19 protein-coding genes are annotated in these 19,964 nt (G+C 44.2%); 11 read left to right on the forward strand and 8 right to left on the reverse strand.

Annotated elements, in window-relative coordinates:
• Nucleotides 1-13: 13 nt before the first annotated feature.
• Nucleotides 14-460, reverse strand: coding sequence for a ribose 5-phosphate isomerase B (gene rpiB, locus AWH66_RS18265; protein WP_063603815.1), 447 nt, complete (start codon nucleotides 458-460; stop codon nucleotides 14-16).
• A 431-nt stretch (nucleotides 461-891) separates the two neighbouring features.
• On the opposite strand from rpiB, the gene glpX reads away from it, so the two are divergent.
• The 3 genes from glpX (at nucleotide 892) to AWH66_RS18280 (ending at nucleotide 3,339) form a co-directional block, all read left to right on the forward strand.
• Nucleotides 892-1,899, forward strand: a complete 1,008-nt coding sequence (glpX, locus tag AWH66_RS18270; RefSeq protein WP_063603814.1) for a class II fructose-bisphosphatase — start codon at nucleotides 892-894, stop codon at nucleotides 1,897-1,899.
• A 40-nt stretch (nucleotides 1,900-1,939) separates the two neighbouring features.
• Nucleotides 1,940-2,914 (forward strand): sugar-binding transcriptional regulator, encoded by a 975-nt coding sequence (locus AWH66_RS18275; protein ID WP_062457356.1) that lies wholly within the window; start codon nucleotides 1,940-1,942, stop codon nucleotides 2,912-2,914.
• Between the two features lie 176 nt (nucleotides 2,915-3,090).
• A complete protein-coding gene (locus AWH66_RS18280) occupies nucleotides 3,091-3,339 on the forward strand; it encodes a hypothetical protein (RefSeq protein WP_063603813.1) in 249 nt (82 codons plus the stop codon).
• Nucleotides 3,340-3,433: 94 nt separating this feature from the next.
• On the opposite strand, the gene AWH66_RS18285 is transcribed toward AWH66_RS18280, so the two are convergent.
• Both AWH66_RS18285 and AWH66_RS18290 read right to left on the reverse strand, forming a co-directional pair.
• On the reverse strand, nucleotides 3,434-4,618 hold the full coding sequence (locus AWH66_RS18285) for a D-alanyl-D-alanine carboxypeptidase family protein (RefSeq protein ID WP_063603812.1): 1,185 nt from the start codon (nucleotides 4,616-4,618) through the stop codon (nucleotides 3,434-3,436).
• 394 nt (nucleotides 4,619-5,012) lie between these two features.
• The gene (locus tag AWH66_RS18290; RefSeq protein WP_063603811.1) at nucleotides 5,013-6,290 is read right to left on the reverse strand and encodes a sensor domain-containing diguanylate cyclase; all 1,278 of its coding nucleotides are present in this window, start codon (nucleotides 6,288-6,290) and stop codon (nucleotides 5,013-5,015) included.
• A gap of 273 nt (nucleotides 6,291-6,563) precedes the next feature.
• Here AWH66_RS18290 and AWH66_RS18295 point away from each other — a divergent pair, with 273 nt between their 5' ends.
• The 7 genes from AWH66_RS18295 to AWH66_RS18325 all read left to right on the forward strand — a co-directional run bounded on the left by AWH66_RS18295 (nucleotide 6,564) and on the right by AWH66_RS18325 (nucleotide 11,949).
• Nucleotides 6,564-6,848, forward strand: coding sequence for a hypothetical protein (locus AWH66_RS18295; RefSeq protein WP_063603810.1), 285 nt, complete (start codon nucleotides 6,564-6,566; stop codon nucleotides 6,846-6,848).
• Nucleotides 6,849-6,935: 87 nt separating this feature from the next.
• On the forward strand, nucleotides 6,936-7,160 hold the full coding sequence (locus tag AWH66_RS18300) for a hypothetical protein (protein ID WP_063603809.1): 225 nt from the start codon (nucleotides 6,936-6,938) through the stop codon (nucleotides 7,158-7,160).
• Nucleotides 7,161-7,398: 238 nt separating this feature from the next.
• Nucleotides 7,399-8,577, forward strand: coding sequence for an ABC transporter substrate-binding protein (locus AWH66_RS18305; protein ID WP_143081535.1), 1,179 nt, complete (start codon nucleotides 7,399-7,401; stop codon nucleotides 8,575-8,577).
• A gap of 20 nt (nucleotides 8,578-8,597) precedes the next feature.
• On the forward strand, nucleotides 8,598-10,304 hold the full coding sequence (locus AWH66_RS18310; protein ID WP_063603807.1) for an ABC transporter permease: 1,707 nt from the start codon (nucleotides 8,598-8,600) through the stop codon (nucleotides 10,302-10,304).
• The gene (locus AWH66_RS18315; RefSeq protein WP_063603806.1) at nucleotides 10,270-10,917 is read left to right on the forward strand and encodes an ATP-binding cassette domain-containing protein; all 648 of its coding nucleotides are present in this window, start codon (nucleotides 10,270-10,272) and stop codon (nucleotides 10,915-10,917) included. The genes AWH66_RS18310 and AWH66_RS18315 overlap by 35 nt, the downstream gene beginning before the upstream one ends.
• Nucleotides 10,911-11,516, forward strand: a complete 606-nt coding sequence (locus tag AWH66_RS18320) for a CDP-alcohol phosphatidyltransferase family protein (RefSeq protein ID WP_063603805.1) — start codon at nucleotides 10,911-10,913, stop codon at nucleotides 11,514-11,516. The genes AWH66_RS18315 and AWH66_RS18320 overlap by 7 nt, the downstream gene beginning before the upstream one ends.
• An 85-nt stretch (nucleotides 11,517-11,601) precedes the next feature.
• On the forward strand, nucleotides 11,602-11,949 hold the full coding sequence (locus AWH66_RS18325) for a YajD family HNH nuclease (protein WP_038225812.1): 348 nt from the start codon (nucleotides 11,602-11,604) through the stop codon (nucleotides 11,947-11,949).
• A 59-nt stretch (nucleotides 11,950-12,008) separates the two neighbouring features.
• On the opposite strand, the gene dkgB is transcribed toward AWH66_RS18325, so the two are convergent.
• The 3 genes from dkgB to zwf form a co-directional block, all read right to left on the reverse strand.
• Nucleotides 12,009-12,815 (reverse strand): 2,5-didehydrogluconate reductase DkgB, encoded by an 807-nt coding sequence (gene dkgB / locus AWH66_RS18330; RefSeq protein ID WP_063603804.1) that lies wholly within the window; start codon nucleotides 12,813-12,815, stop codon nucleotides 12,009-12,011.
• Between the two features lie 187 nt (nucleotides 12,816-13,002).
• Nucleotides 13,003-14,451, reverse strand: a complete 1,449-nt coding sequence (gnd, locus tag AWH66_RS18335) for a decarboxylating NADP(+)-dependent phosphogluconate dehydrogenase (RefSeq protein ID WP_063603803.1) — start codon at nucleotides 14,449-14,451, stop codon at nucleotides 13,003-13,005.
• A 96-nt stretch (nucleotides 14,452-14,547) separates the two neighbouring features.
• Entirely contained in the window at nucleotides 14,548-16,050 is a 1,503-nt protein-coding gene (gene zwf / locus AWH66_RS18340; RefSeq protein WP_006073838.1) for a glucose-6-phosphate dehydrogenase, read from the reverse strand.
• 355 nt (nucleotides 16,051-16,405) lie between these two features.
• Here zwf and AWH66_RS18345 point away from each other — a divergent pair, with 355 nt between their 5' ends.
• A complete protein-coding gene (locus AWH66_RS18345) occupies nucleotides 16,406-17,776 on the forward strand; it encodes an L-serine ammonia-lyase (RefSeq protein ID WP_063603802.1) in 1,371 nt (456 codons plus the stop codon).
• A 63-nt stretch (nucleotides 17,777-17,839) separates the two neighbouring features.
• Here AWH66_RS18345 and AWH66_RS18350 read toward each other — a convergent pair whose 3' ends face one another.
• Both AWH66_RS18350 and AWH66_RS18355 read right to left on the reverse strand, forming a co-directional pair.
• On the reverse strand, nucleotides 17,840-19,558 hold the full coding sequence (locus tag AWH66_RS18350) for an ABC transporter substrate-binding protein (RefSeq protein ID WP_063603801.1): 1,719 nt from the start codon (nucleotides 19,556-19,558) through the stop codon (nucleotides 17,840-17,842).
• Between the two features lie 128 nt (nucleotides 19,559-19,686).
• On the reverse strand, nucleotides 19,687-19,959 hold the full coding sequence (locus AWH66_RS18355) for a DUF2160 domain-containing protein (RefSeq protein ID WP_006073669.1): 273 nt from the start codon (nucleotides 19,957-19,959) through the stop codon (nucleotides 19,687-19,689).
• Nucleotides 19,960-19,964: the final 5 nt, after the last annotated feature.

The raw sequence follows: 19,964 nt of genomic DNA on the forward strand, positions 1-19,964 counted from the left end.
CATTGAGGGAGGGTTATCCAATAAATTCTTTCTCTATCTCCTTAATTCTATTTACCTTAGGGGTCGAAGGTCCGTCAGAAAACTCTGAATCTAACCAAGTGTCTAATATCGCTTTTGCGAGCTCAGAACCAATCACGCGAGAACCCATAGTGATAATTTGGGCATCGTTGCTCTTACGCGCTCGCTCAGCAGAGAACGTATCGTGACAAAGTGCAGCTCGAATACCTGGTACTTTATTTGCCACGATAGATACACCTATTCCGGTACCACAAAGAATAATGCCGCGTTCATGCTTTCCTGCACTCACCGCTAAGCTCACTTCTTTAGCAATGTCCGGATACAGTGATGCGTTATCTGGGTCGATTCCATAGTCGACATATTCAATACCTTTCGCAGCTAAATGAGCTTTCAAGCACTCCTTTAGATCTATTGCTGCGTCATCACACCCAATTGCAATCATGTCGCCATCCTTACGTTCATTTGTCCACATAGATTACAAATGATATTGAACTTTTATTCAAAATAGTTACAGATGAACATCTTTTAAATGAGATATTAGTCACCAAAACAATACAATTTATTAACATTATCGTGATCAACCTAGCCTAAATCCAATTTAACAAACGGAAGTAACTTTTATAAAACAGAACGAGCTAGAGATCACAATATAAAAATTAATTTATTAATATTCAATAACTTAAAATAAAAACATGGCTTTGTTAACACCATTAAAATAGAGCTTTAACTCTACTTAAATACTGCTAAAACACCCAGTTTGGTGGTTTGTTCATACAAACAAAGAAATGAGAACATTAACATTCTAAATATATTGTTCAGATGTTATATTGATTGAACATATGAACAATAGCTATAACAAAAGGACTTACCAAAATGCATAACGAATTAGGTTTAACACTTTCTCAAGTAACTGAGTCAGCAGCTCTAGCCGGATACAAATGGCTGGGACGTGGAGATAAGAACAAAGCTGACGACGCAGCGGTGGCTGCAATGAGACACCAACTTAACGACTCACATATCGACGTGACTATTGTCATTGGGGAAGGAGAAATCGACGATGCCCCCATGCTGTATATTGGCGAACAGTTAGGGAAAGGCGGACCTGCTATTGACATTGCTGTTGACCCCATTGAAGGGACACGAATGACCGCAATGGGACAATCGAATGCCCTCGCGGTGTTAGCTGCCGCTGAAAAAGGTACACTACTTCAAGCTCCCGACATGTATATGGAAAAATTAGTTGTCGGCCCAGAGGCGAAAGGTGCGTTAGATTTAACGCTCTCTATTGAAGAGAATGTTCTCGCTATCGCTAAGCAACTCGATAAACCATTAAAAGATATTGTTGTGGCAACGCTCGCTAAACCGAGACACGATGCCATCATTCACACCATGCAATCGATGGGCGTGAGAGTCTATGCTTTCCCAGATGGGGATGTCGCCGCCTCTCTGCTAACATGCATGCCAGAAAGCGATGTTGATATGATGTACTGTATTGGTGGAGCACCTGAAGGTGTTGTAACAGCAGCGGTAATACGTGCATTAGATGGAGACATGCAGGCTCGATTATTAACGCGTGATGTCGTCAAAGGTGAAACCTTAGCCAATATCAAACATGCCCAATCAGAGCGCCAACGCTGTCAGGAGATGGGGGTAAGTGAAAATGTTATCTTATCGCTCAATGACATGGTGAAAACCGATAATATTGTGTTCTGCGCAACGGGTATTACCAAAGGTGACCTCCTTGATGGTGTTCAAAAACATGGGTCGTACCTCACTACTGAAACCTTACTTATACAAGGTCATAACAGAACGATTAGAATGATAAAGTCTAATCACGACCTAAATAAAACTGATAAAGAACTACTTAAGCTTATTGCTTAGCAAGCTATTGCTTGCAGTGATACGCCTTTAAAGGAACAGAATGGACTTAACCAACATTGAACAAACAGAAGAAACCAACCTTCTAACTGAAATTGCTGTGGCCTATTATCAAGATGGCGCAACACAAGAAGAAATATCAAAACGTTTTGGTCTGTCACGTGTCAAAATAGGGCGCTTGCTCAAACGTGCTCGAGATCAAGGCATTGTCGAAATTAAAGTCAAGTATCACCCTGTTTTTGGCGCTAAGCTCGAGGAGCAACTCAAAGAACGCTTTGGTTTAAAGCGAGCTTTAATAGCACTCGATCAACCAACCGAAGATGAGCAACGCGCACTATTAGCCGGTGTCGTTTCTACCTACCTTTCCGCAACGTTAAAGGACGGCATGATTGTCTCCATCGGTCAGGGGCGTAACGTCTCATCCGTCTCTGAGCATATTGGCGTAGTTAACCCGAAAAAGTGTACGTTCGTGTCTAGTATTGGAGGTATTCACCCCCGTGGTGGCATGCTAAATGCGGACCATATCTCGCGCCGTTTCGCCAAAACTTTCGGTGGCGTTAGTGAAACCTTGTACGCTCCTGCTTATGTTCGCAACCCCGATTTACGTAGAGCATTGCTTGAAGACGAGACCGTTCAGCAAACAATGGACATCGCGAAAAAAGCCGATGTAGCATTAGTCGGGATTGGTGATTTAAATGAAAGTAGCTATATGGTGAACCTAGGCTGGTTTTCAGTTCAGGAAATGGTCGAAGCACGAATCCAGCAAGGTGTGGTCGGTGAAGTCGGTGGTTATGATTTTTACGATATCAAAGGCAACGTCCAAGATACTAAAATGAGTAATCGTGTAATAGGACTAACCATCGCTGACTACCAAAAAATCCCGCAGGTAATCGCCATTGCTGCAGAAAGCAGTAAACCACTGTCTATTGTTGGGGCTTTGCGCACCGGAGCAGTAGACATACTAGCAACTAGCGTCGCCAACGCTATCACTATTCTTAATTTGGACGCTCAGCAATAAAACAGCCGTGCAATGTAACCACTGGCACATTGCACGGCGTAATCTTATGGTTCCCATTTACTTCACATTTCTGTCTGTTGACAGGAAAAGTCGTGTTTTCTCTCTTATCCTAAACAAGACTCCATAGTGACATTATTGCCACTAGAGCTTGTTGCGTAACGATTCTAGGAGCTTCTATGGGAAAACTGATACTAAAAGTTATTGTGCCAGCTCAAATGCATACAGGGATGACAATGGTACCTGACCCAATGCCGCAGTATATTGGAGCAGAATCACTGCTAGCTAACGGGTTGCTACCACCGATGATAGCTGGAGCGACGGTTATTGGAGGCCAAAAGGTCGGAAGCAAATGGATGGGGTGTACCTACATGAAAGCTCCGTATGTGATTCCAGGATTTGCCGAAGTTGAGGAAACCCCTTATTAGGCAGTAATGAACTAGTTGCCCATCTATTTTATTCCGGTACCTACCTTTCAAAGAAGTAAGTACCGGAACTTCTGTTCAAGCTAATTCAAAAGAATTAGCTCTCCCACAACCCTTTTGTATCAGAGAACAACGACTTAAACCAAAGAACAACAGAGTCCCATGCTCGTTTAAAAATAGATCCTTGCTCTACATTAGACATGGCAATCAGAGGCTCTGAGGCAATTTCATCGTTACCAACACGCCAAGTGACATTACCAATGATATCCCCTTGTTTCACTGGAGCAACCAACGGTGCGTAGATTTCGGTTTCCTTCGTCACTCCACGGCTGTTACCACGCAGGTAAGTCGCATAAACATCATGATCAAATCCTACATCAATATTGGCGTTTTTCCCTTTCCAAACTCGAATCTTGGCTTCACTTTCGTCCGCTACGGCGAGTTGGTCTGTCTCATAAAAACGGAAGCCATAATTGAGAAGCTGTCTTGACGCTTCCACACGGGTTTGGGTACTCGGCGTCCCCATCACAACCGAGATCAAACGCATTTGTCCTTGTGTCGCAGAGCTTACTAAGCTGTAGCCTGCGTCGGAGGTGTATCCTGTTTTACCACCATCGACGTTAAGAGAGTTATCCCATAGCAGTCGATTACGGTTGTATTGTTTAATATCCGCCCATACAAAACGTTTCTCAGAATAGATGTCATAGACTTTTGGCACATCTTCGATGATCTTTCGCATCAAAATAGCCATATCACTTGGCGTAGTATGAATCCCCTGACCATCAAGTCCATGTGAGTTAATGAACTGCGTACTATTCATTCCCAAATTTGCAGCCCACTGGTTCATTAGTGCAACAAAACCACTTTCGGTACCAGCAACATGTTCAGCTAATGCGACCGCCGCGTCATTGCCAGATTGAACGATCAAACCTCTAAGTAAGTCTGCGACCGTGACGTTGTCACCTGGCTTAATGAACATTTTCGAAGAATCTGGAAATTTAACAGACCATGCGTTCTCACTTACCGCTACTTTGCTATCCCAAGAAGTGCGGCCATTTTCTATTTCTTTACCAACTACATAGGCAGTCATCAATTTTGTTAAACTGGCTGGTGCTAAAGCGGCATCTTGGTTGCCTCCCACGAGTATAGCTCCAGACTGATAGTCCATGAGCACGTAGCCTTTAGCGTTAAGAGTGGGTGGGTTTGGTGTCACCAACGCCGCGACAGACACCGATGAACTCAAGGCTAAAGACGCAAACAGCAGTGACATAGATTTATTCATCTCACGAACTCCTTATTCTGTGAGCACTCCGTTTAACCACCGATTTAGGGAATCTTGACGACAACTCGTCATTTAAAACATCGGCATCAGCACGGAGCAGAAAGATTTCTTTCCCCCTACCCACAAACTAGAATAATATTCGCAAGTTAGCTCAGAATTTTTGTAAAATTTATTACCTGCCCTCAGTTTTGAATCCATTGTAATTTTTCGCTCACCAAAGCGTCTAAAGAGCCAATAAACCGACCTCAAGATATATCATTCCCACAACTACCAGCCCTCATCGACATAGACATATAAAGAGTTTTTGCAAAAACTACATATTCATGACATAGACAGCTTCTTCTCTCCTCGAAGCAGAAGACACATTAGATTGGAGTAAAATACTTTGTAACAATCAGAACGGGTAATTCTTCGAGCTTATGTAGTGGCTAGAGGAGCCTGCTTGCTTTTTCGCTTGATACATTGCCTTGTCAGCGGTGGAAATAGCATCTGATAAATCCAAGTCAAAACTAAAGCATAGCGTGGCGCCTAAACTCAATGCGGGTTTGATTTCTTCACCGTTAGGCAACAAAATAGGATGTGAAACTACCTGAAGAATGTGATTCGCTATACCTAAAACGTGCTCTTGACTATTCAGACCAGGAAGTACTATCAAAAATTCGTCTCCTCCTAATCGAGCAACCAGATCTGACTGGCGTGTAAAGTCTCTGAGCCTACTCGCCAAACAAACCAAAACTTGATCGCCAACTGCATGCCCATAATGATCATTAAGCTGTTTGAAGTTGTCTATGTCGAGATACATAAACGCTAATTTCTCAAGCCGTTTGCTGGATTCCGATACTACGGATTCGAGTTTGGCATTCAACAACCTACGATTTGGAAGATTAGTGAGCGGGTCCAAGTTTTGAGCTTCAATAACCTGTTGCTCCCTAGCCTTGCGCTCTGATATGTCCCGAACTATGGCCAATAGATAGTACTCACCATTGAATTCGACCATACTGACATTAGCCTCAATGGGTAATTCACTACCGTCCTTGCGCCGATGTGTGGCCTCAACAAACTGGTGGGGGGACTGTTTCATGTTTCTGACATGCTCTCCCCACGTTAGATTTTTACTGAACATCGGGTTGATATCCGGAACCGTTAACTTTAGTAACTCTTGCTTAGTGTACCCGAGTCGCTTATATCCCAATTCATTGCAATTTAAAATCTGTCCAAACTCTCTATCAACAACATAAATCGCATCATGGGACTTCTGAACTAGTTGGTCTAACAGCAATTCAGCAGCCTGAGATTGACGGACTCCAGATAAATCTACTATCTGTGATAAAAAACGGCAGGCATTTCCATATTCATCGACCTCGGCAGCCATGTTCAGTAAAGCGGGAATAGAATGTCCATCTTTGTGGAGGTAACGTTTGGGGACTTGGACCGACTGCGTCGGGTTTTCCATCAATTGGGCTCGCACCTTCTTGTTAATGCGCAAGTCTTCGGGATGAGTTATGACTACTTCAGACGACATAAGTTCTTTCCGACTATAACCAAGAAATGCATGCAAAGCAGGGTTTGTATACTCCAACCCACCATCTACCGACGTCACTACCGTGGGTATTGGGGTGATATCAAAAAGACGATGAATCGATTGGTCAAATTTAGCGGAATATTTATCCATACCATTCTCGCTGTAAATCAAGTGGTTATATAACATAAAGCAAGCCAATGAATACAAAACACTGACGAGTGAAAAGCAGCTCTGTTATTTTTATTAGTCATTTAATACTGAATCAAACTAGTCTAATTCACTGCGCTTACAAACCCATTATTAACCAATTGCTCAAAAATGAGACACTAATATACACCCGTATGAATTAACCCCTTAGTAGGATGTTGTCATTCGAATTGCTCAATTATCATGCCTGCTCGTCCCACTTTTTAGTTCTGTGTAATGCTCGTAAAACCATCCTTGACTGAAGCAACTCAACAATTGATTCAAGCCGTAAAAGAAGAGCTTCCTCTCTACGCTGAAGACACTTTCGTCTGTGGTCCTGAGAGCTCCTGTATTGGCTGCCCGAAGAAGCTTATGGAACTAGTGGAAACTGAAGTTAGCTACTGGGAATCCTCTCTAAATCGTGGCATCGCTCCTAATTTTGAGGAACTTCGTCGATTCGGCAAACTTTGTCAAAGTGTTAAGCGAGGTCTAATTCGAAACGGAGTGATCAGTAAAAAGTAACGCCCTACGTAAGTTTGGCTGAAAGGAATTCCAACCACTGACGGTCATGTAGATATTCCTTAGTTAAAAACAAAAAGGCGTATGGATATGTCAACTCAATTAAGGCTGTTTAACGACCAAGAACAAACGCCTTTTGCTCAAGTTGAAGTCGAGTTTTACCACGTGAATATGATCATGGATGAGATTCGGTGCTTTCATTCCTGTCTACACTGCCCCCATGTGCGTATCGATGTATTGGAAAGTGGTCAGCTTGTTCATTCGTGTAGAGCTCCATTTACCACGGAGCTACAACAGCTACTCGATCAATTTTGACACTATACTCAAGATAGTTGGTCGACATAGCAACGACATCTCTAATTACTTGGAATTAACTTTATTAATCGCGCTGAAATTTCTTTCCTTTCTGTTCGGTCTTATGTGGCTGATGGTTTTTTCAAGGCTCACCTCTATAGATGGTGATAAGGCTATTGATTATCACAGGCCAACCTTTAGTATCATTTATTAACAACTAGGCAAGGTTCGCCACAAACAATATTAAATGGATAACAGAATGAATAATAAAAGATTTAAATCCGCAGTGCTTTCAACTTTCGCGCTTTCCATCTCAGCTTTATCGTTTCCCGTTTTGAGCGCAAACCAAACCAATATGGACTGGAATAGCATACTAGACGATGCTAATGGTCAAACCGTTTATTTTCACGCTTGGGGTGGTAGCCAAGAAATTAACCGTTACCTTCAGTGGGCAGGTAAAGAATTAAAAGACCAATATGGCGTTAACTTTAATCACGTAAAAGTCACCGACATCGCCGAAACTGGCTCTCGTTTACTCGCAGAAAAAGCAGCGGGGAAAAATGAAGGTGGCAGTGTTGATATGGTGTGGATCAATGGTGAGAACTTCAAATCCATGAAGGACAATGCCCTACTTTATGGACCTTTTGTTTCCAACCTTCCGAACTGGCAATACGTCGATAAATCCCTTCCCGTTGACAGCGACTTTTCAGAACCAACTGAAGGGCTCGAAGCACCTTGGGGAGTAGGACAACTGGTGTTTATTCATGATACACAAACTCTCAATAATCCACCGACTTCTTACATGGAGATGCTTAACTACGCTAAAGCATTCCCTAATAAGTTAAGTTACCCTAAACCACCCGAGTTTCATGGCACTAGCTTCTTGAAGTCTCTGTTAATTGATCTTACAGATAACGATCCTGCGCTAGCAAAACCCGTGTCAGAGGCTGACTTTCAAGGCGTCACTAAGCCACTTTGGGATTATCTGGATGAGTTTCACAACGTTGCATGGCGTGGCGGTAAACAATTCCCTGCCGGAACTGCTGAAACAATCCAATTGCTAGATGATGGTCAACTTGATCTAGCCATTACTTTCAATCCAAACGCTGTTTACTCTGCTCAAGCGAATGGTAGCCTTAGCGAGACCACTACTGCGTATGCAATGGATAGTGGCGCATTATCCAACATCCACTTTCTTGCTATCCCTTGGAATGCTAACGCTAAAGCGGGTGCTCTAGTTGCCATTAACTTCTTACTGAGTCCAGAAGCGCAATCGCGAAAAGGTGATATTTCAGTTTGGGGAGATCCTTCGGTACTCAACAAGCAATATCTCACTGGCAGTGCGGCGAAAACTCAGCAATTTAAGTCTGTTGCCGAACCTCACCCAAGCTGGCAAAGCGCCCTTGAGCAAGAGTGGCTCAAGCGCTACGGCAGCTAACGTTACGAGATAATAAGATTATGCTTAGACTGCTGTACGTCTGTTTAGTCGTTGTCTGCATTTTCCCTACAGTACCTGGTTTACTTGGGGTGGTGGTATCCTCTTTGGGTTATATTCCCCCCTTAGGTCTGCATCATTTTGATTTAGCCGGATTCAATCAGGTCTTTGGATGGCAAGGCGTAGAAACTTCTATTTTGCTAACGTTTAGCTCCGCCATACTGAGCAGCTATCTCGCCTGCTTCTTATCCTTTGCCATTACTGCCTCTTGTTGGAACAGTCGTTGGTGGAAACAAATCGAACTATCGCTATCTCCTTTACTTGCTCTGCCTCACGTCGCCTTTGCTATTGGTTTTGCTTTTCTGTTTTCTCCTACCGGATTTGGCGCGAGAGCGTTAGTTGACCTTTTGGGAATGGACCTCAGTGGAAACGCTGCCAGTTCAGCTTGGCTAGTCAAGGATCCTTATGGCGTTGGCTTGACGTTGATGCTAGCGTTCAAAGAAGTGCCGTTTATACTGCTGATGAGCATCCCAATACTACGACAACTTAGAGTCCGTGAGTCACTGCGTATCGCTACATCACTCGGATACACAGAAAGTGCAGCTTGGTGGAAAATCATACTGCCACAATGGTTTACTAAAATTCGATTCCCAATGCTCGCAGTGATTGCGTACAGTTTATCCGTGGTCGACGTTGCTTTAATTATCGGACCAACTAACCCGCCAACCTTCGCTGTCTTAGTTTGGCAATGGTTCAATGACCCCGACCTGAGCTTACTTCCCCGCGCCAGTGCTGGTGCTGTGGTGTTGTTTGCGATTGCCTCAGTATTGATTGGTATCGCTCGCCTTGTCGAACATCTTATCGTTGCCGTTTGCAATCACTGGCAATATTCAGGTCGTACATCGCTGCGGATTCCCGGCAAACCAATATTCGTAGTGCTTGTATCCATTGTTGCCGCCATGATACCGCTGACCGTCGTTTGGACATTTGCCCAGCGCTGGCGGTTTCCTGACATCTTGCCAAGCCGCTATACATTGCGTTTTTGGGAATACGAGTGGGACGGTATTTTTGAAGTGATGACGCAAAGCTTAACCATCGCGCTTATCTCGGCAACGATTGCTCTCATACTTGCTGTTGTAGGGCATGAATATCGCAATAAATATCGCTTACATATCCCAGGTTACGTCATTGCGATTCCCATGCTATTGCCGCAATTAAGTATCCTTTTCGGATTGCAAGTTACTACGCTATTGCTAAGTGACTCGAGTTATTTGCTTTGGGTTTGTTGGTCACATGTATTCTTCGCCTTCCCGTTTGTTTTCCTTGCGCTAGACGGACCATGGCGAGGCTTCAATAGTAAGTTTACCCAAGTATCACTGAGCCTTGGGAAGAGCCCTATTCATACATGGCTGCACGTTAAACTGCCGCTTCTTTTCCCTGCAATGGTATTTGCATGGGCAGTAGGCATTAGCGTGAGTCTTGCTCAGTACTTACCTACACTGGTATTAGGAGCGGGTCGAATTGCCACTATTACAACCGAAGCGGTAGCCCTATCGAGTGGATTCGATCGCAGAGTCACCGCCATCTATGCTCTCTTCCAAGCATTATTACCTCTGCTATTTTTCTCTATTGCCGTATTGGTTAATCGCATTCACTCTCGTTATCGACGAATTAAGATCAAAGGACTTTTATTTAATGACACTATCGCTGGCAAACCTCACCATCCGTAAGAAGGAAGGTGAGGTGCTGTTTTCTGACTGCAGTTTCAACGTAAAACAGGGCGAAATATTGACGCTGATGGGCCCAAGTGGTTGTGGGAAATCTACTCTACTCGACATCGTTGCGGGTCACCTATCGCCGGAGTTTGTCTACCAAGGACAAGTTCTACTCAATGGCAAACGTATCGACATGCTAGAACCACACAAGAGACAAGTCGGAATTTTGTTTCAGGATGACCTACTGTTCCCTCATCTCAATGTCTGGGAGAACCTTGCGTTCGCACTGCCTAATCGAATTAAAGGCGCTGAGCGGCAAGAGCACGCCATGAACGCTCTTGCTAGTATCCGACTTAATGGTGTGGCCAATCATTACCCAGAACAATTATCCGGAGGGCAACGAGCCCGCATCAGCCTAACACGAATGCTACTTGCAGAACCAAAGGCAGCCCTGCTTGATGAGCCGTTCAGTAAACTCGACAAAGAGCTGCGCGTTCAGTTCAGAGATTGGGTGGTGGAACAGCTTCGCAGTGCCAATATTCCCGCTCTAATGGTCACACATGATGAGGATGATATTCCTGATGGCAGCCAAGTCCTTAAATGGCCTTGGGAGAGTGCAGCATGTTAGACAGCATTAGTATCAAAGTTATTCGCTGGCCGTTATCTCAATCGGCACGAGTGCTTAACCGATTTGGGATAACAGCCAACCAAACTACATTATTTGGCTTCGCTTTGGGCTGCCTTGCTTTTCCGGCTTTAGCGTTTGAGCAGTATTCCATCGCTCTGATATTCATTTTATTAAACCGAATTTGCGACGGCCTTGATGGCGCTTTAGCACGTATTCAAGGGATTTCAGATGCCGGAGGTTTTTTAGATATCAGCTTGGATTTCTTATTCTACTCATTGATACCGTTTGGTTTTGTTATTGCCAACCCTGAGCAGAATGCTATTGCTGGCGCTTTTTTGATTTTCTCTTTTATCGGCACAGGAACCAGCTTTTTAGCGTTCGCGGTGATGGCAGGTAAACGCGGTATTGAGAATCCGATTTATCGTCATAAATCTTTGTATTATATGAGTGGCCTTACCGAAGGCACCGAGACCATTGGTTGCTTTGTTCTTTTATGCTTATTACCTGAACATTTTGCTACCATTGCTTTTGTCTTCGGGACTGCGTGCTGGTTTACAACGTTCACTCGCATTTATTCAGGGTTTCACACATTGCGATAAACGCTACCGAAATCAAGTTAGAACCCACTTTTATTGTGGTACATTCAGCATTAGTTGTTTCGGTTAATACGATGAAAGGATCGATATGTCTTCAGACTACTTTGGAACCAGTGCAGCCTACGCACGAAAAGAGAGCGATTACCGTGAGAAAGCCCTTAAACTTTATCCGTGGGTATGTGGAAGCTGCGCTAGGGAGTTTGTTTATTCAAACCTGAGAGAGCTAACGGTCCATCACAAAGATCATGACCACACTAATAACCCTGAAGACGGGAGTAATTGGGAACTTCTATGTTTGTACTGTCATGATCATGAGCACTCAAAATATACTGAGCACGATTTATACGGTAGCGAAGTAAAACCAGGAGAAGATAACCATCAGGCCGCTACGCATAATCCGTTTGCAGACTTAGCAAATATGATGAAGAAAAAGTAAGCGCGTTAAACGAAAAACGTCAGGGGTTACCCTGACGTTTGTTTTCACCCAGTCGAAACTTAGTCCCACTCAGGAGCGAAGTCTGGATTGGCTAATCGATGCCCTCTATCCAGTTTCGAGATACTCTCCATATCTTCATCGTCTAATTTAACGTGAACATACGCTAAATTACTCTCGATGTTCGCTTGCTTAGTCGATGATGGAATCGTCACAAACCCAGATTTCGCCATCCAAGCCAATACGATTTGAGCAGGCGTCGCTCTATGTTTGTCGGCAATATGTTTTATTGAACCATCTTTAAGTACATCCCCATACGCAAATGGCATGTAACCAGTCACAATCATATTTTGTTGACGGCAATACTCCACTACCTGTTGATTCTGAAGGTAAGGATGAACTTCAACCTGGTTGGTATAAAGCACGTTATCGCCCAAAATTTCGATTGCCTGTTTCATTTGAGCAACAGTGAAATTAGATACGCCAATATGACGAGCGAGTCCACTATCTTGAGCTTGTTTAAGTTCTTTAAGATACTCTTCCATTGATACTGCTTCATCTTTAAGAGGCCAATGAATAAGAAGTAAATCCACGTAGTCTACTTGAAGGTCTTTTAAGCTCTCTTGTAAGCTCGGTATAAATGAGTCTTTTCCCAGTTTATCCATCCAGATTTTGGTGGTTATATAAAGCTCCTGACGAGGAATTCCGGAATCTGCTATCGCTTGCCCCACTTCTTTTTCATTGCCATAAATCTGAGCGGTATCAATGTGGCGATAGCCAGCATTTAATGCCATTTCAACAGACTTATAAGCATCGTCGCCTTTTAAACGAAAAGTACCAGCGCCAAGAGTTGGAATAGAAAGAGACATAGTTTTTCCTTGAATATATTCGGTGGACACTCTTATCCAGCAAGAGTCAAAGTTAAAACTTACTATAACTCAGAATCATAAAGTGTGAGTCAGCTCTAAAACTATATAGTTATGTTATCACTGCAAATCTATTGGAACAAAAAAGCCTCGCGAACTGTGCGAGGCTTTTTATTAGTTTAAAAACGAATTACACGTCGTAAGTTGTTGAAGCCGTGTTACCGCCTGTACCAGTCCAGTTTGTGTGGAAGAACTCACCACGTGGACGGTCAGTACGCTCATAAGTGTGAGCACCAAAGTAGTCACGTTGAGCTTGAAGCAGGTTAGCTGGTAGACGTGCTGTTGTGTAACCGTCTAGGAAAGATAGCGCTGAAATCGTACATGGCATTGGGATGCCCGCTTCTAGAGATTTCGCTGCTACTTTACGCCATGCCGCTAGGCTGCTTTGTAGGATGTTTTTGAAGTAATCATCTGAACCTAGGAATGCGATATCTGGGTTCGCTTCGTAAGCATCACGAATATTACCTAGGAATGCAGAACGGATGATACAACCACCACGCCACATCAGTGCTACATTACCGTAGTTTAGATCCCAACCGTTCTCGTTTGACGCTTCACGCATTAGCATGAAACCTTGAGCGTAAGAAATGATCTTAGATGCAAGTAGTGCTTGGCGCAGTGCATCAACCCACTCTTGCTTATCGCCTTCTACTGGAGTAATAGTCTTGCCGAATAGAGATTCAGCTTCAACACGTTGGTCTTTAAGAGCAGATAGACAACGAGAGAATACAGACTCAGAGATAAGCGTTAGAGGAATACCAAGGTCTAGTGCGTTGATACCTGTCCATTTACCCGTACCTTTTTGGCCCGCAGTATCAAGGATCTTCTCTACTAGTGGCTCACCGTCTTCATCTTTGTAACCAAGAATGTCAGCGGTGATTTCTACTAGGTAGCTGTCTAGTTCTGTCTTGTTCCAGTCTGCGAATACAGCCTGCATTTCGTCTGCAGACATACCTAGACCGTCTTTCATGAACTGGTACGCTTCAGTAATCAACTGCATGTCGCCGTATTCGATGCCGTTGTGAACCATCTTAACGAAGTGACCTGCGCCGTCGTTACCAACCCAATCACAGCAAGGCTCACCAGCGTCAGTTTTCGCAGAGATACCTTGGAAGATAGGCTTAACCGCTTCCCAAGCTTCAACTGCGCCGCCTGGCATGATTGAAGGTCCGAATCGAGCGCCTTCTTCACCACCAGAAACACCAGTACCGATAAAGTGGATACCTTTTTCACGTAGCTCTGCAACGCGACGGTTTGTGTCTGGGTAGTTTGTGTTACCGCCATCAATGATGATGTCGCCTTTGTCTAGTAGTGGTACCAGCGCTTCGATGAACTTATCTACAACATCACCAGCGCGTACCATTAGCATCACTTTACGTGGTGATTCTAGTTTCTCAACTAGTTCTTCTAGCGAGTATGCACCGACAATGTTCGTGCCTTTTGCTGGACCTTCCAAAAACTCGTCAACTTTTGCAGCAGTACGGTTGTGAGCTACGACTTTAAAGCCGTGGTCATTCATGTTTAGGATAAGGTTCTGACCCATTACCGCCAGACCAATTACACCAATATCACCTTTCATTGTTCTCTCCATCAAATTCGGCAACTTAACTTGCTGCTTTGAAATCTTTTCGTCGAGCCAAGTTGTGCAGCTCTCCTAGCTCGACATTATTTGTGATTACAGTTCGCAGTAATCGGTATCAGTCAGGTTTTTACATGGGAAGCGCCACGCGCGACCATCATTATGTAGTAGCTGATCTGACTCTTGCGGCCCCCAAGTACCACACGCATAACCAAACAGGGATTGCGGGTCTTGCTTGTAGTCCAGAATTGGTTGAACAAATTCCCAGCATGCTTCAACTGCATCGCTACGTGCAAACAGCGTAGCATCGCCATTGAGTGCATCAAGTAATAGACGCTCATAAGCTGTAAGCATCTGTGTCTCTTGCAGTGATGCGTAATGGAAATTCATTTTTACTTCTTTGGCATTGAAACCAGCACCTGGTTCTTTCAAACCAAAGCTCATTTGAATGCCTTCATCCGGTTGAATACGGATGATCAACTTATTCTCTGGCGCATCTTTACCAAACACTGGATGCGGCGTTTGTTTAAAGTGAATCACTACTTCTGTCACACGTGTCGGCAATCGTTTACCTGTACGAACATAAAAAGGAACACCGTTCCAACGCCAGTTGTCGATGAACATTTTCAAGCCAACGTAAGTCTCTGTGCGAGAGTCGTCAGCAACACCATGCTCGTTGCGATAGCCTGGTAGGAATTGACCACGTACGTTAGATTCCGTGTACTGCCCGAGTACAAGGTTGTTACGCAGGTCTTCATCAGAAAGAGGACGCAAACACTGCAGCACTTTAACTACTTCGTTACGAATAGCGTCAGCGTTGATTTGAGCTGGAGATTCCATACCGACCATTGCTAACACTTGCAATAAGTGGTTTTGGAACATATCACGTACCGCACCAGAACCATCATAGTAGCCACCACGCTCTTCCACACCAAGGAACTCTGCACCTGTGATCTCAACATAGTCGACATACTGGTGATTCCAAAGCGGCTCGAACATGGCATTTGAGAAACGTAAAACCAATAGGTTTTGAACCGTTTCTTTACCCAGATAATGGTCGATACGATAAATTTGATGCTCTTGGAAATGCTCGTGAATTTCTTTGTCCAATTGACGCGCAGACGCTAAGTCATAGCCAAATGGTTTTTCGATAATCAAACGCTTCCAACCATCTGCTTCATCATTGAGACCGTGAGCAGCAAGACTTGCAGGTATAATGCTATAAAGGCTTGGCGGTGTCGCCAAATAGAAAAGCGTATTACGTTGCTCGAAACCATATTGGTTAGCAACATCATCAAGGCGGGTTGCCAGTTTCGCGTAGTCTTGAGTATCAGAAGTATCAATGGCTTGATAGTGAAGATGATTACAGAAGGCTTCTAGTGTTTCAGGTTCTGTTTTTTCCATCTCCTGAAGGGAGTGTTTTAGCTTTTCTCGGTATGATTCGTCGCTGTATTGAGTACGGCTTACACCAAGAATTGCGAAAGATTTAGGTAGCTGGTCGCTAGCATACAAATGGTAAAGTGCAGGGATCAACTTACGATACGTAAGGTCGCCTGAAGCACCAAAAATCACGATGCTGCTGTTTTCAGGTATTACCATCTTTTTTCCTTAGACAATGGGGGCAATTGTTTAGCGGACGCAATGTTAACAGCGTGCTAGAGAAAAAGAAAATAAGTTTTGCCTATAAGAAAGATAGGTAAATTCGTTGGATATATGACATCTGACCAGTCATCTCATTCATCACCCCTGCTTTAAGAAAACTAGCGCATATAAAGTTTCTTCTACCAGTCAATTATCGCAGAATCTTCTAGCTTGGTTACAAAATTGGACCACATAACTTCATTAGTTATGGCACAATCCAATATAATGTAAACATAACGTTAAAAAATACGCTTTTGTTCTCGACATAATCGTCAACCAACATTCAAAGCGACCAATAGAAGAGAATGTGTGCATGCTTTCAATATTTGAGATTTACAAAATCGGGGTTGGCCCTTCCAGCTCCCATACCAATGGTCCAATGATCGCTGGGCATAGTTTCACTGAGTTAATCGCAAAGCAACTGACTAATGTGAACCGGATTCAAGTCGATCTCTACGGTTCCCTGTCGTTGACAGGCATCGGTCACCACACCGATCGTGCCACTATTTTAGGCTTATTGGGCAACAAACCTGACACTATTAAGATTTCGAGCGCAAACCAAGCGATGAGAAATGCTATCGAAGATGGCGTATTACCTCTCTCAGGCACTCACCATATTCCGTTTAACTACAAAACGGACATGCTGTTTCATGAAAACAATCTGCCTTTACACGAAAACGGCATGACCATTTCCGCGTTTGATAAACAAGGCGAACGCATTGGCTTTGAGACTTATTATTCCATCGGCGGCGGCTTTATTGCCACAGAGTATGAACTGCAAAACGGTAAAGACGAAGAAGACGTCAGTGTCGAATTCCCGTTTAGCAGCGCTGACGAAATGTTGGAGCTAGCAGAAAAACACGGAATGAGCCTTGGCGGTATGGTGCTTCGCAATGAACTGGCATTCAAAGAGCTTGAAGACATCAATGCCAAGGCCGAGCAAATTTGGCGAGTTATGCTGCGTTGTATGGAGCGTGGTTTTGAAACTGAAGGTATCTTGGATGGCGGCCTAAATGTCACTCGCCGTGCCCCTAATCTACTGAAAAAGCTGGAAGCAAACGCCGCTATCGAAAATGATCCGATGGAAATTATGGATTGGATCAACTTGTTTGCCTTTGCAGTTAGTGAAGAAAATGCGGCAGGCGGTCAAGTGGTGACCTCGCCGACCAATGGTGCGGCGGGGGTTATTCCAGCCGTGTTAATGTACTACCATCGCTTCGTTAAAGAGTTGGATACTAAACAGATCAAAGACTTCTTAGCCGTCTCCGGAGCAATAGGAATTCTTTATAAAACAAACGCTTCTATTTCGGGCGCTGAAGTAGGTTGTCAAGGTGAAGTGGGCGTCTCGTCATCTATGGCAGCTGCTGGCCTAACCGCACTACGAGGTGGTAGTAACGAGCAAATGTGTATCGCAGCAGAGATTGCCATGGAGCACTCACTCGGTATGACTTGCGACCCTATCGGCGGTTTGGTTCAAGTCCCTTGTATCGAACGCAATGCCATGGGTGCGATGAAGGCAATAAATGCTTCGCGCATGGCGCTGAAGCGCACCAGTAAGTGCCTTATCTCTTTAGATAAAGTCATCGATACTATGTATCAGACAGGTAAAGATATGAATAAGAAGTACCGTGAAACTTCGCAAGGTGGATTGGCGCTAATTCATTTGGCCCCACCTTGTGAATAAACGTGTAAGTAAACAAAGAAAGGCGACCCGAGGTCGCCTTTTTTGATGAACAACTTAACGATATTACTGCGCGATTAAGTCTTTGTAAGCGATAGTCTTGCCTTGAGGTTTCTCATTCGCGAGCTTAGCTTTAGGTGCTCCTGGTTGTGATAACCAATATTCTGGATCCTTCTTAGGATTCAGTTTTGGACCACAGTCCCCCTGAGCACCACTTCTTTCTAGACGCTTAAGCACTTTATCTTGAGCTGCCGCTAAGCCGTCCAAAGCTTCTTGTGGTGTTTTTTCTCCACTCGCAGCTTCAGAAACATATTGCCACCATAGCTGTGCAAGTTTTGGATAATCTGGCACGTTGGTGCCTGTTGGGGTCCACTGTTTACGCGCATCACTACGATAGAACTCAACCAAACCACCCAGCTTAGGAGCAGCATCTGTCATCGCTTGAGAGTTAATGTCTGATTCACGAATTGGCGTCAAACCAACCAATGTTTTCTTCAAGCTAACAGACTTAGACACGACAAACTGAGCATACAACCAAGCGGCTTGACGACGATCCACTGGCGTACTGTTTAGGAATGTCCACGAGCCCGCGTCTTGATAACCAAGCTTCATGCCATCTTCCCAATATGGGCCACGAGGTGATGGAGCCATACGCCATTTCGGTGTGCCATCTTCATTAACCACAGGTAGCCCTGGTTTGGTCATGTCAGCAGTAAACGCGGTATACCAAAAGATCTGCTGCGCGATAGAACCTTGTGCAGGAACCGGACCTGCTTCGCCAAACGTCATCCCTTGTGCTTCTGGTGGCGCATATTGTTTTAGCCAGTCCACATACTTGGTGGTCGCATACACCGCAGCTGGACCATTTGTCGCACCGCCGCGAGCCACATCGGAACCAACAGGGCTACAGCCTTCTAGGCGAATCCCCCACTCATCAACCGGTAAACCATTAGGAATCCCTTTATCACCCGCACCAGCCATGGAGAACCACGAGTCAGTAAAACGCCAACCTAGTGATGGGTCTTTTTTGCCATAGTCCATATGACCGTAGACACGTTCGCCATCGATCATTTTCACCTTCTCACTAAAGAATTCTGCAATGTCTTCGTATGCAGACCAGTTCAGAGGCACTCCGAGTTCGTAACCGTATTCCTTCTTAAATTTGGCTTTAAGATCGTCACGCTCAAACCAGTCCGCACGGAACCAATACAGATTCGCAAACTGCTGATCCGGTAACTGATAAATCTTACCGTCAGGACCTGTGGTGAAATCTAAGCCAATGAAATCGGGAAGGTCCAAATATGGGTTAGTCACACTCTTACCGTCACCTTCAATAAAGTCAGAGATTGGTACCACTTTTCCGTATCGAATGTGGGTACCAATTAAGTCTGAGTCATTGATATAGCCATCATAGATATTACGACCTGTCTGCATTTGCGTTTGCAGCTTTTCTACCACGTCGCCTTCTTGAATCAAATCATGATTCACTTTGATGCCGGTAATCTCATAGAACGCTTTAGCAAGAACTTTCGCTTCATATTCGTGAGTCGTGATGGTTTCCGAAGCAACATTGATTTCCATGCCTTTGAAAGGTTTGGCAGCATCAATAAACCACTGCATCTCTTTCATTTGCTCATCAGCGGTCAACGTCGTCGGAGTGAACTCTTCACTCATCCACTTTTTAGCCGCGTTCATATCAGCAAACGCGTTTGGCGAGAGTGCTGCGAATGCAATAGACAAAGCAACGCAGCGGGTAAGATAAGACTTCTTCATATCCTTTTTCATTATTGTTTTACTCCAATTATGAGTGTTTTGTTTCGTACGTTATTAGTCACACCTAAGCGAGCCCTATGGCATTACAGCCAAATACAGCATGTTGAGCATGGTTAGGCACTTATCGGTGAAAGTTGTTATTACCCCCATTTCAAAACGGTCAAAATCCAAACCGTGGAAATCGCAAACGGCACCCAAATAGAGAGCTCCGTTAGTCCCACAAACCCAAGATGTATATAGGCTGAACTCAGCAAGCCAATAAACAGTCGGTCTCCCCGTGTTGTACTGATTGGGAGAAACCCTTTGCGCTCAATACATGGCGCTTTAATTTCAGCAATGGTCATCGTTAACAAAATCAGTGCGATGCCAATAAAAAACAGTGCAGACGGAGTCGTCCATGCCATCCAAGCCATAATGT

This window comes from Vibrio barjaei (assembly GCF_001639065.2).
Classification (GTDB): Bacteria; Pseudomonadota; Gammaproteobacteria; order Enterobacterales; family Vibrionaceae; genus Vibrio; species Vibrio barjaei.

What these genes read in the sequence shown, in the direction of transcription:
- AWH66_RS18295 (WP_063603810.1), top strand. Translation starts at nt 6,564, where the DNA reads ATGCTCGTAAAACCATCCTTGACTGAAGCAACTCAACAATTGATTCAA.
- AWH66_RS18325 (WP_038225812.1), top strand. Translation starts at nt 11,602, where the DNA reads ATGTCTTCAGACTACTTTGGAACCAGTGCAGCCTACGCACGAAAAGAG.
- gnd (WP_063603803.1), bottom strand. Translation starts at nt 14,451, where the DNA reads ATGAAAGGTGATATTGGTGTAATTGGTCTGGCGGTAATGGGTCAGAAC.
- AWH66_RS18315 (WP_063603806.1), top strand. Translation starts at nt 10,270, where the DNA reads ATGACACTATCGCTGGCAAACCTCACCATCCGTAAGAAGGAAGGTGAG.
- AWH66_RS18355 (WP_006073669.1), bottom strand. Translation starts at nt 19,959, where the DNA reads ATGGCTTGGATGGCATGGACGACTCCGTCTGCACTGTTTTTTATTGGC.
- AWH66_RS18275 (WP_062457356.1), top strand. Translation starts at nt 1,940, where the DNA reads ATGGACTTAACCAACATTGAACAAACAGAAGAAACCAACCTTCTAACT.
- AWH66_RS18285 (WP_063603812.1), bottom strand. Translation starts at nt 4,618, where the DNA reads ATGAATAAATCTATGTCACTGCTGTTTGCGTCTTTAGCCTTGAGTTCA.
- glpX (WP_063603814.1), top strand. Translation starts at nt 892, where the DNA reads ATGCATAACGAATTAGGTTTAACACTTTCTCAAGTAACTGAGTCAGCA.
- AWH66_RS18350 (WP_063603801.1), bottom strand. Translation starts at nt 19,558, where the DNA reads ATGAAAAAGGATATGAAGAAGTCTTATCTTACCCGCTGCGTTGCTTTG.
- AWH66_RS18310 (WP_063603807.1), top strand. Translation starts at nt 8,598, where the DNA reads ATGCTTAGACTGCTGTACGTCTGTTTAGTCGTTGTCTGCATTTTCCCT.
- AWH66_RS18320 (WP_063603805.1), top strand. Translation starts at nt 10,911, where the DNA reads ATGTTAGACAGCATTAGTATCAAAGTTATTCGCTGGCCGTTATCTCAA.
- AWH66_RS18300 (WP_063603809.1), top strand. Translation starts at nt 6,936, where the DNA reads ATGTCAACTCAATTAAGGCTGTTTAACGACCAAGAACAAACGCCTTTT.
- dkgB (WP_063603804.1), bottom strand. Translation starts at nt 12,815, where the DNA reads ATGTCTCTTTCTATTCCAACTCTTGGCGCTGGTACTTTTCGTTTAAAA.
- AWH66_RS18290 (WP_063603811.1), bottom strand. Translation starts at nt 6,290, where the DNA reads ATGGATAAATATTCCGCTAAATTTGACCAATCGATTCATCGTCTTTTT.
- zwf (WP_006073838.1), bottom strand. Translation starts at nt 16,050, where the DNA reads ATGGTAATACCTGAAAACAGCAGCATCGTGATTTTTGGTGCTTCAGGC.
- AWH66_RS18305 (WP_143081535.1), top strand. Translation starts at nt 7,399, where the DNA reads ATGAATAATAAAAGATTTAAATCCGCAGTGCTTTCAACTTTCGCGCTT.
- rpiB (WP_063603815.1), bottom strand. Translation starts at nt 460, where the DNA reads ATGATTGCAATTGGGTGTGATGACGCAGCAATAGATCTAAAGGAGTGC.
- AWH66_RS18280 (WP_063603813.1), top strand. Translation starts at nt 3,091, where the DNA reads ATGGGAAAACTGATACTAAAAGTTATTGTGCCAGCTCAAATGCATACA.
- AWH66_RS18345 (WP_063603802.1), top strand. Translation starts at nt 16,406, where the DNA reads ATGCTTTCAATATTTGAGATTTACAAAATCGGGGTTGGCCCTTCCAGC.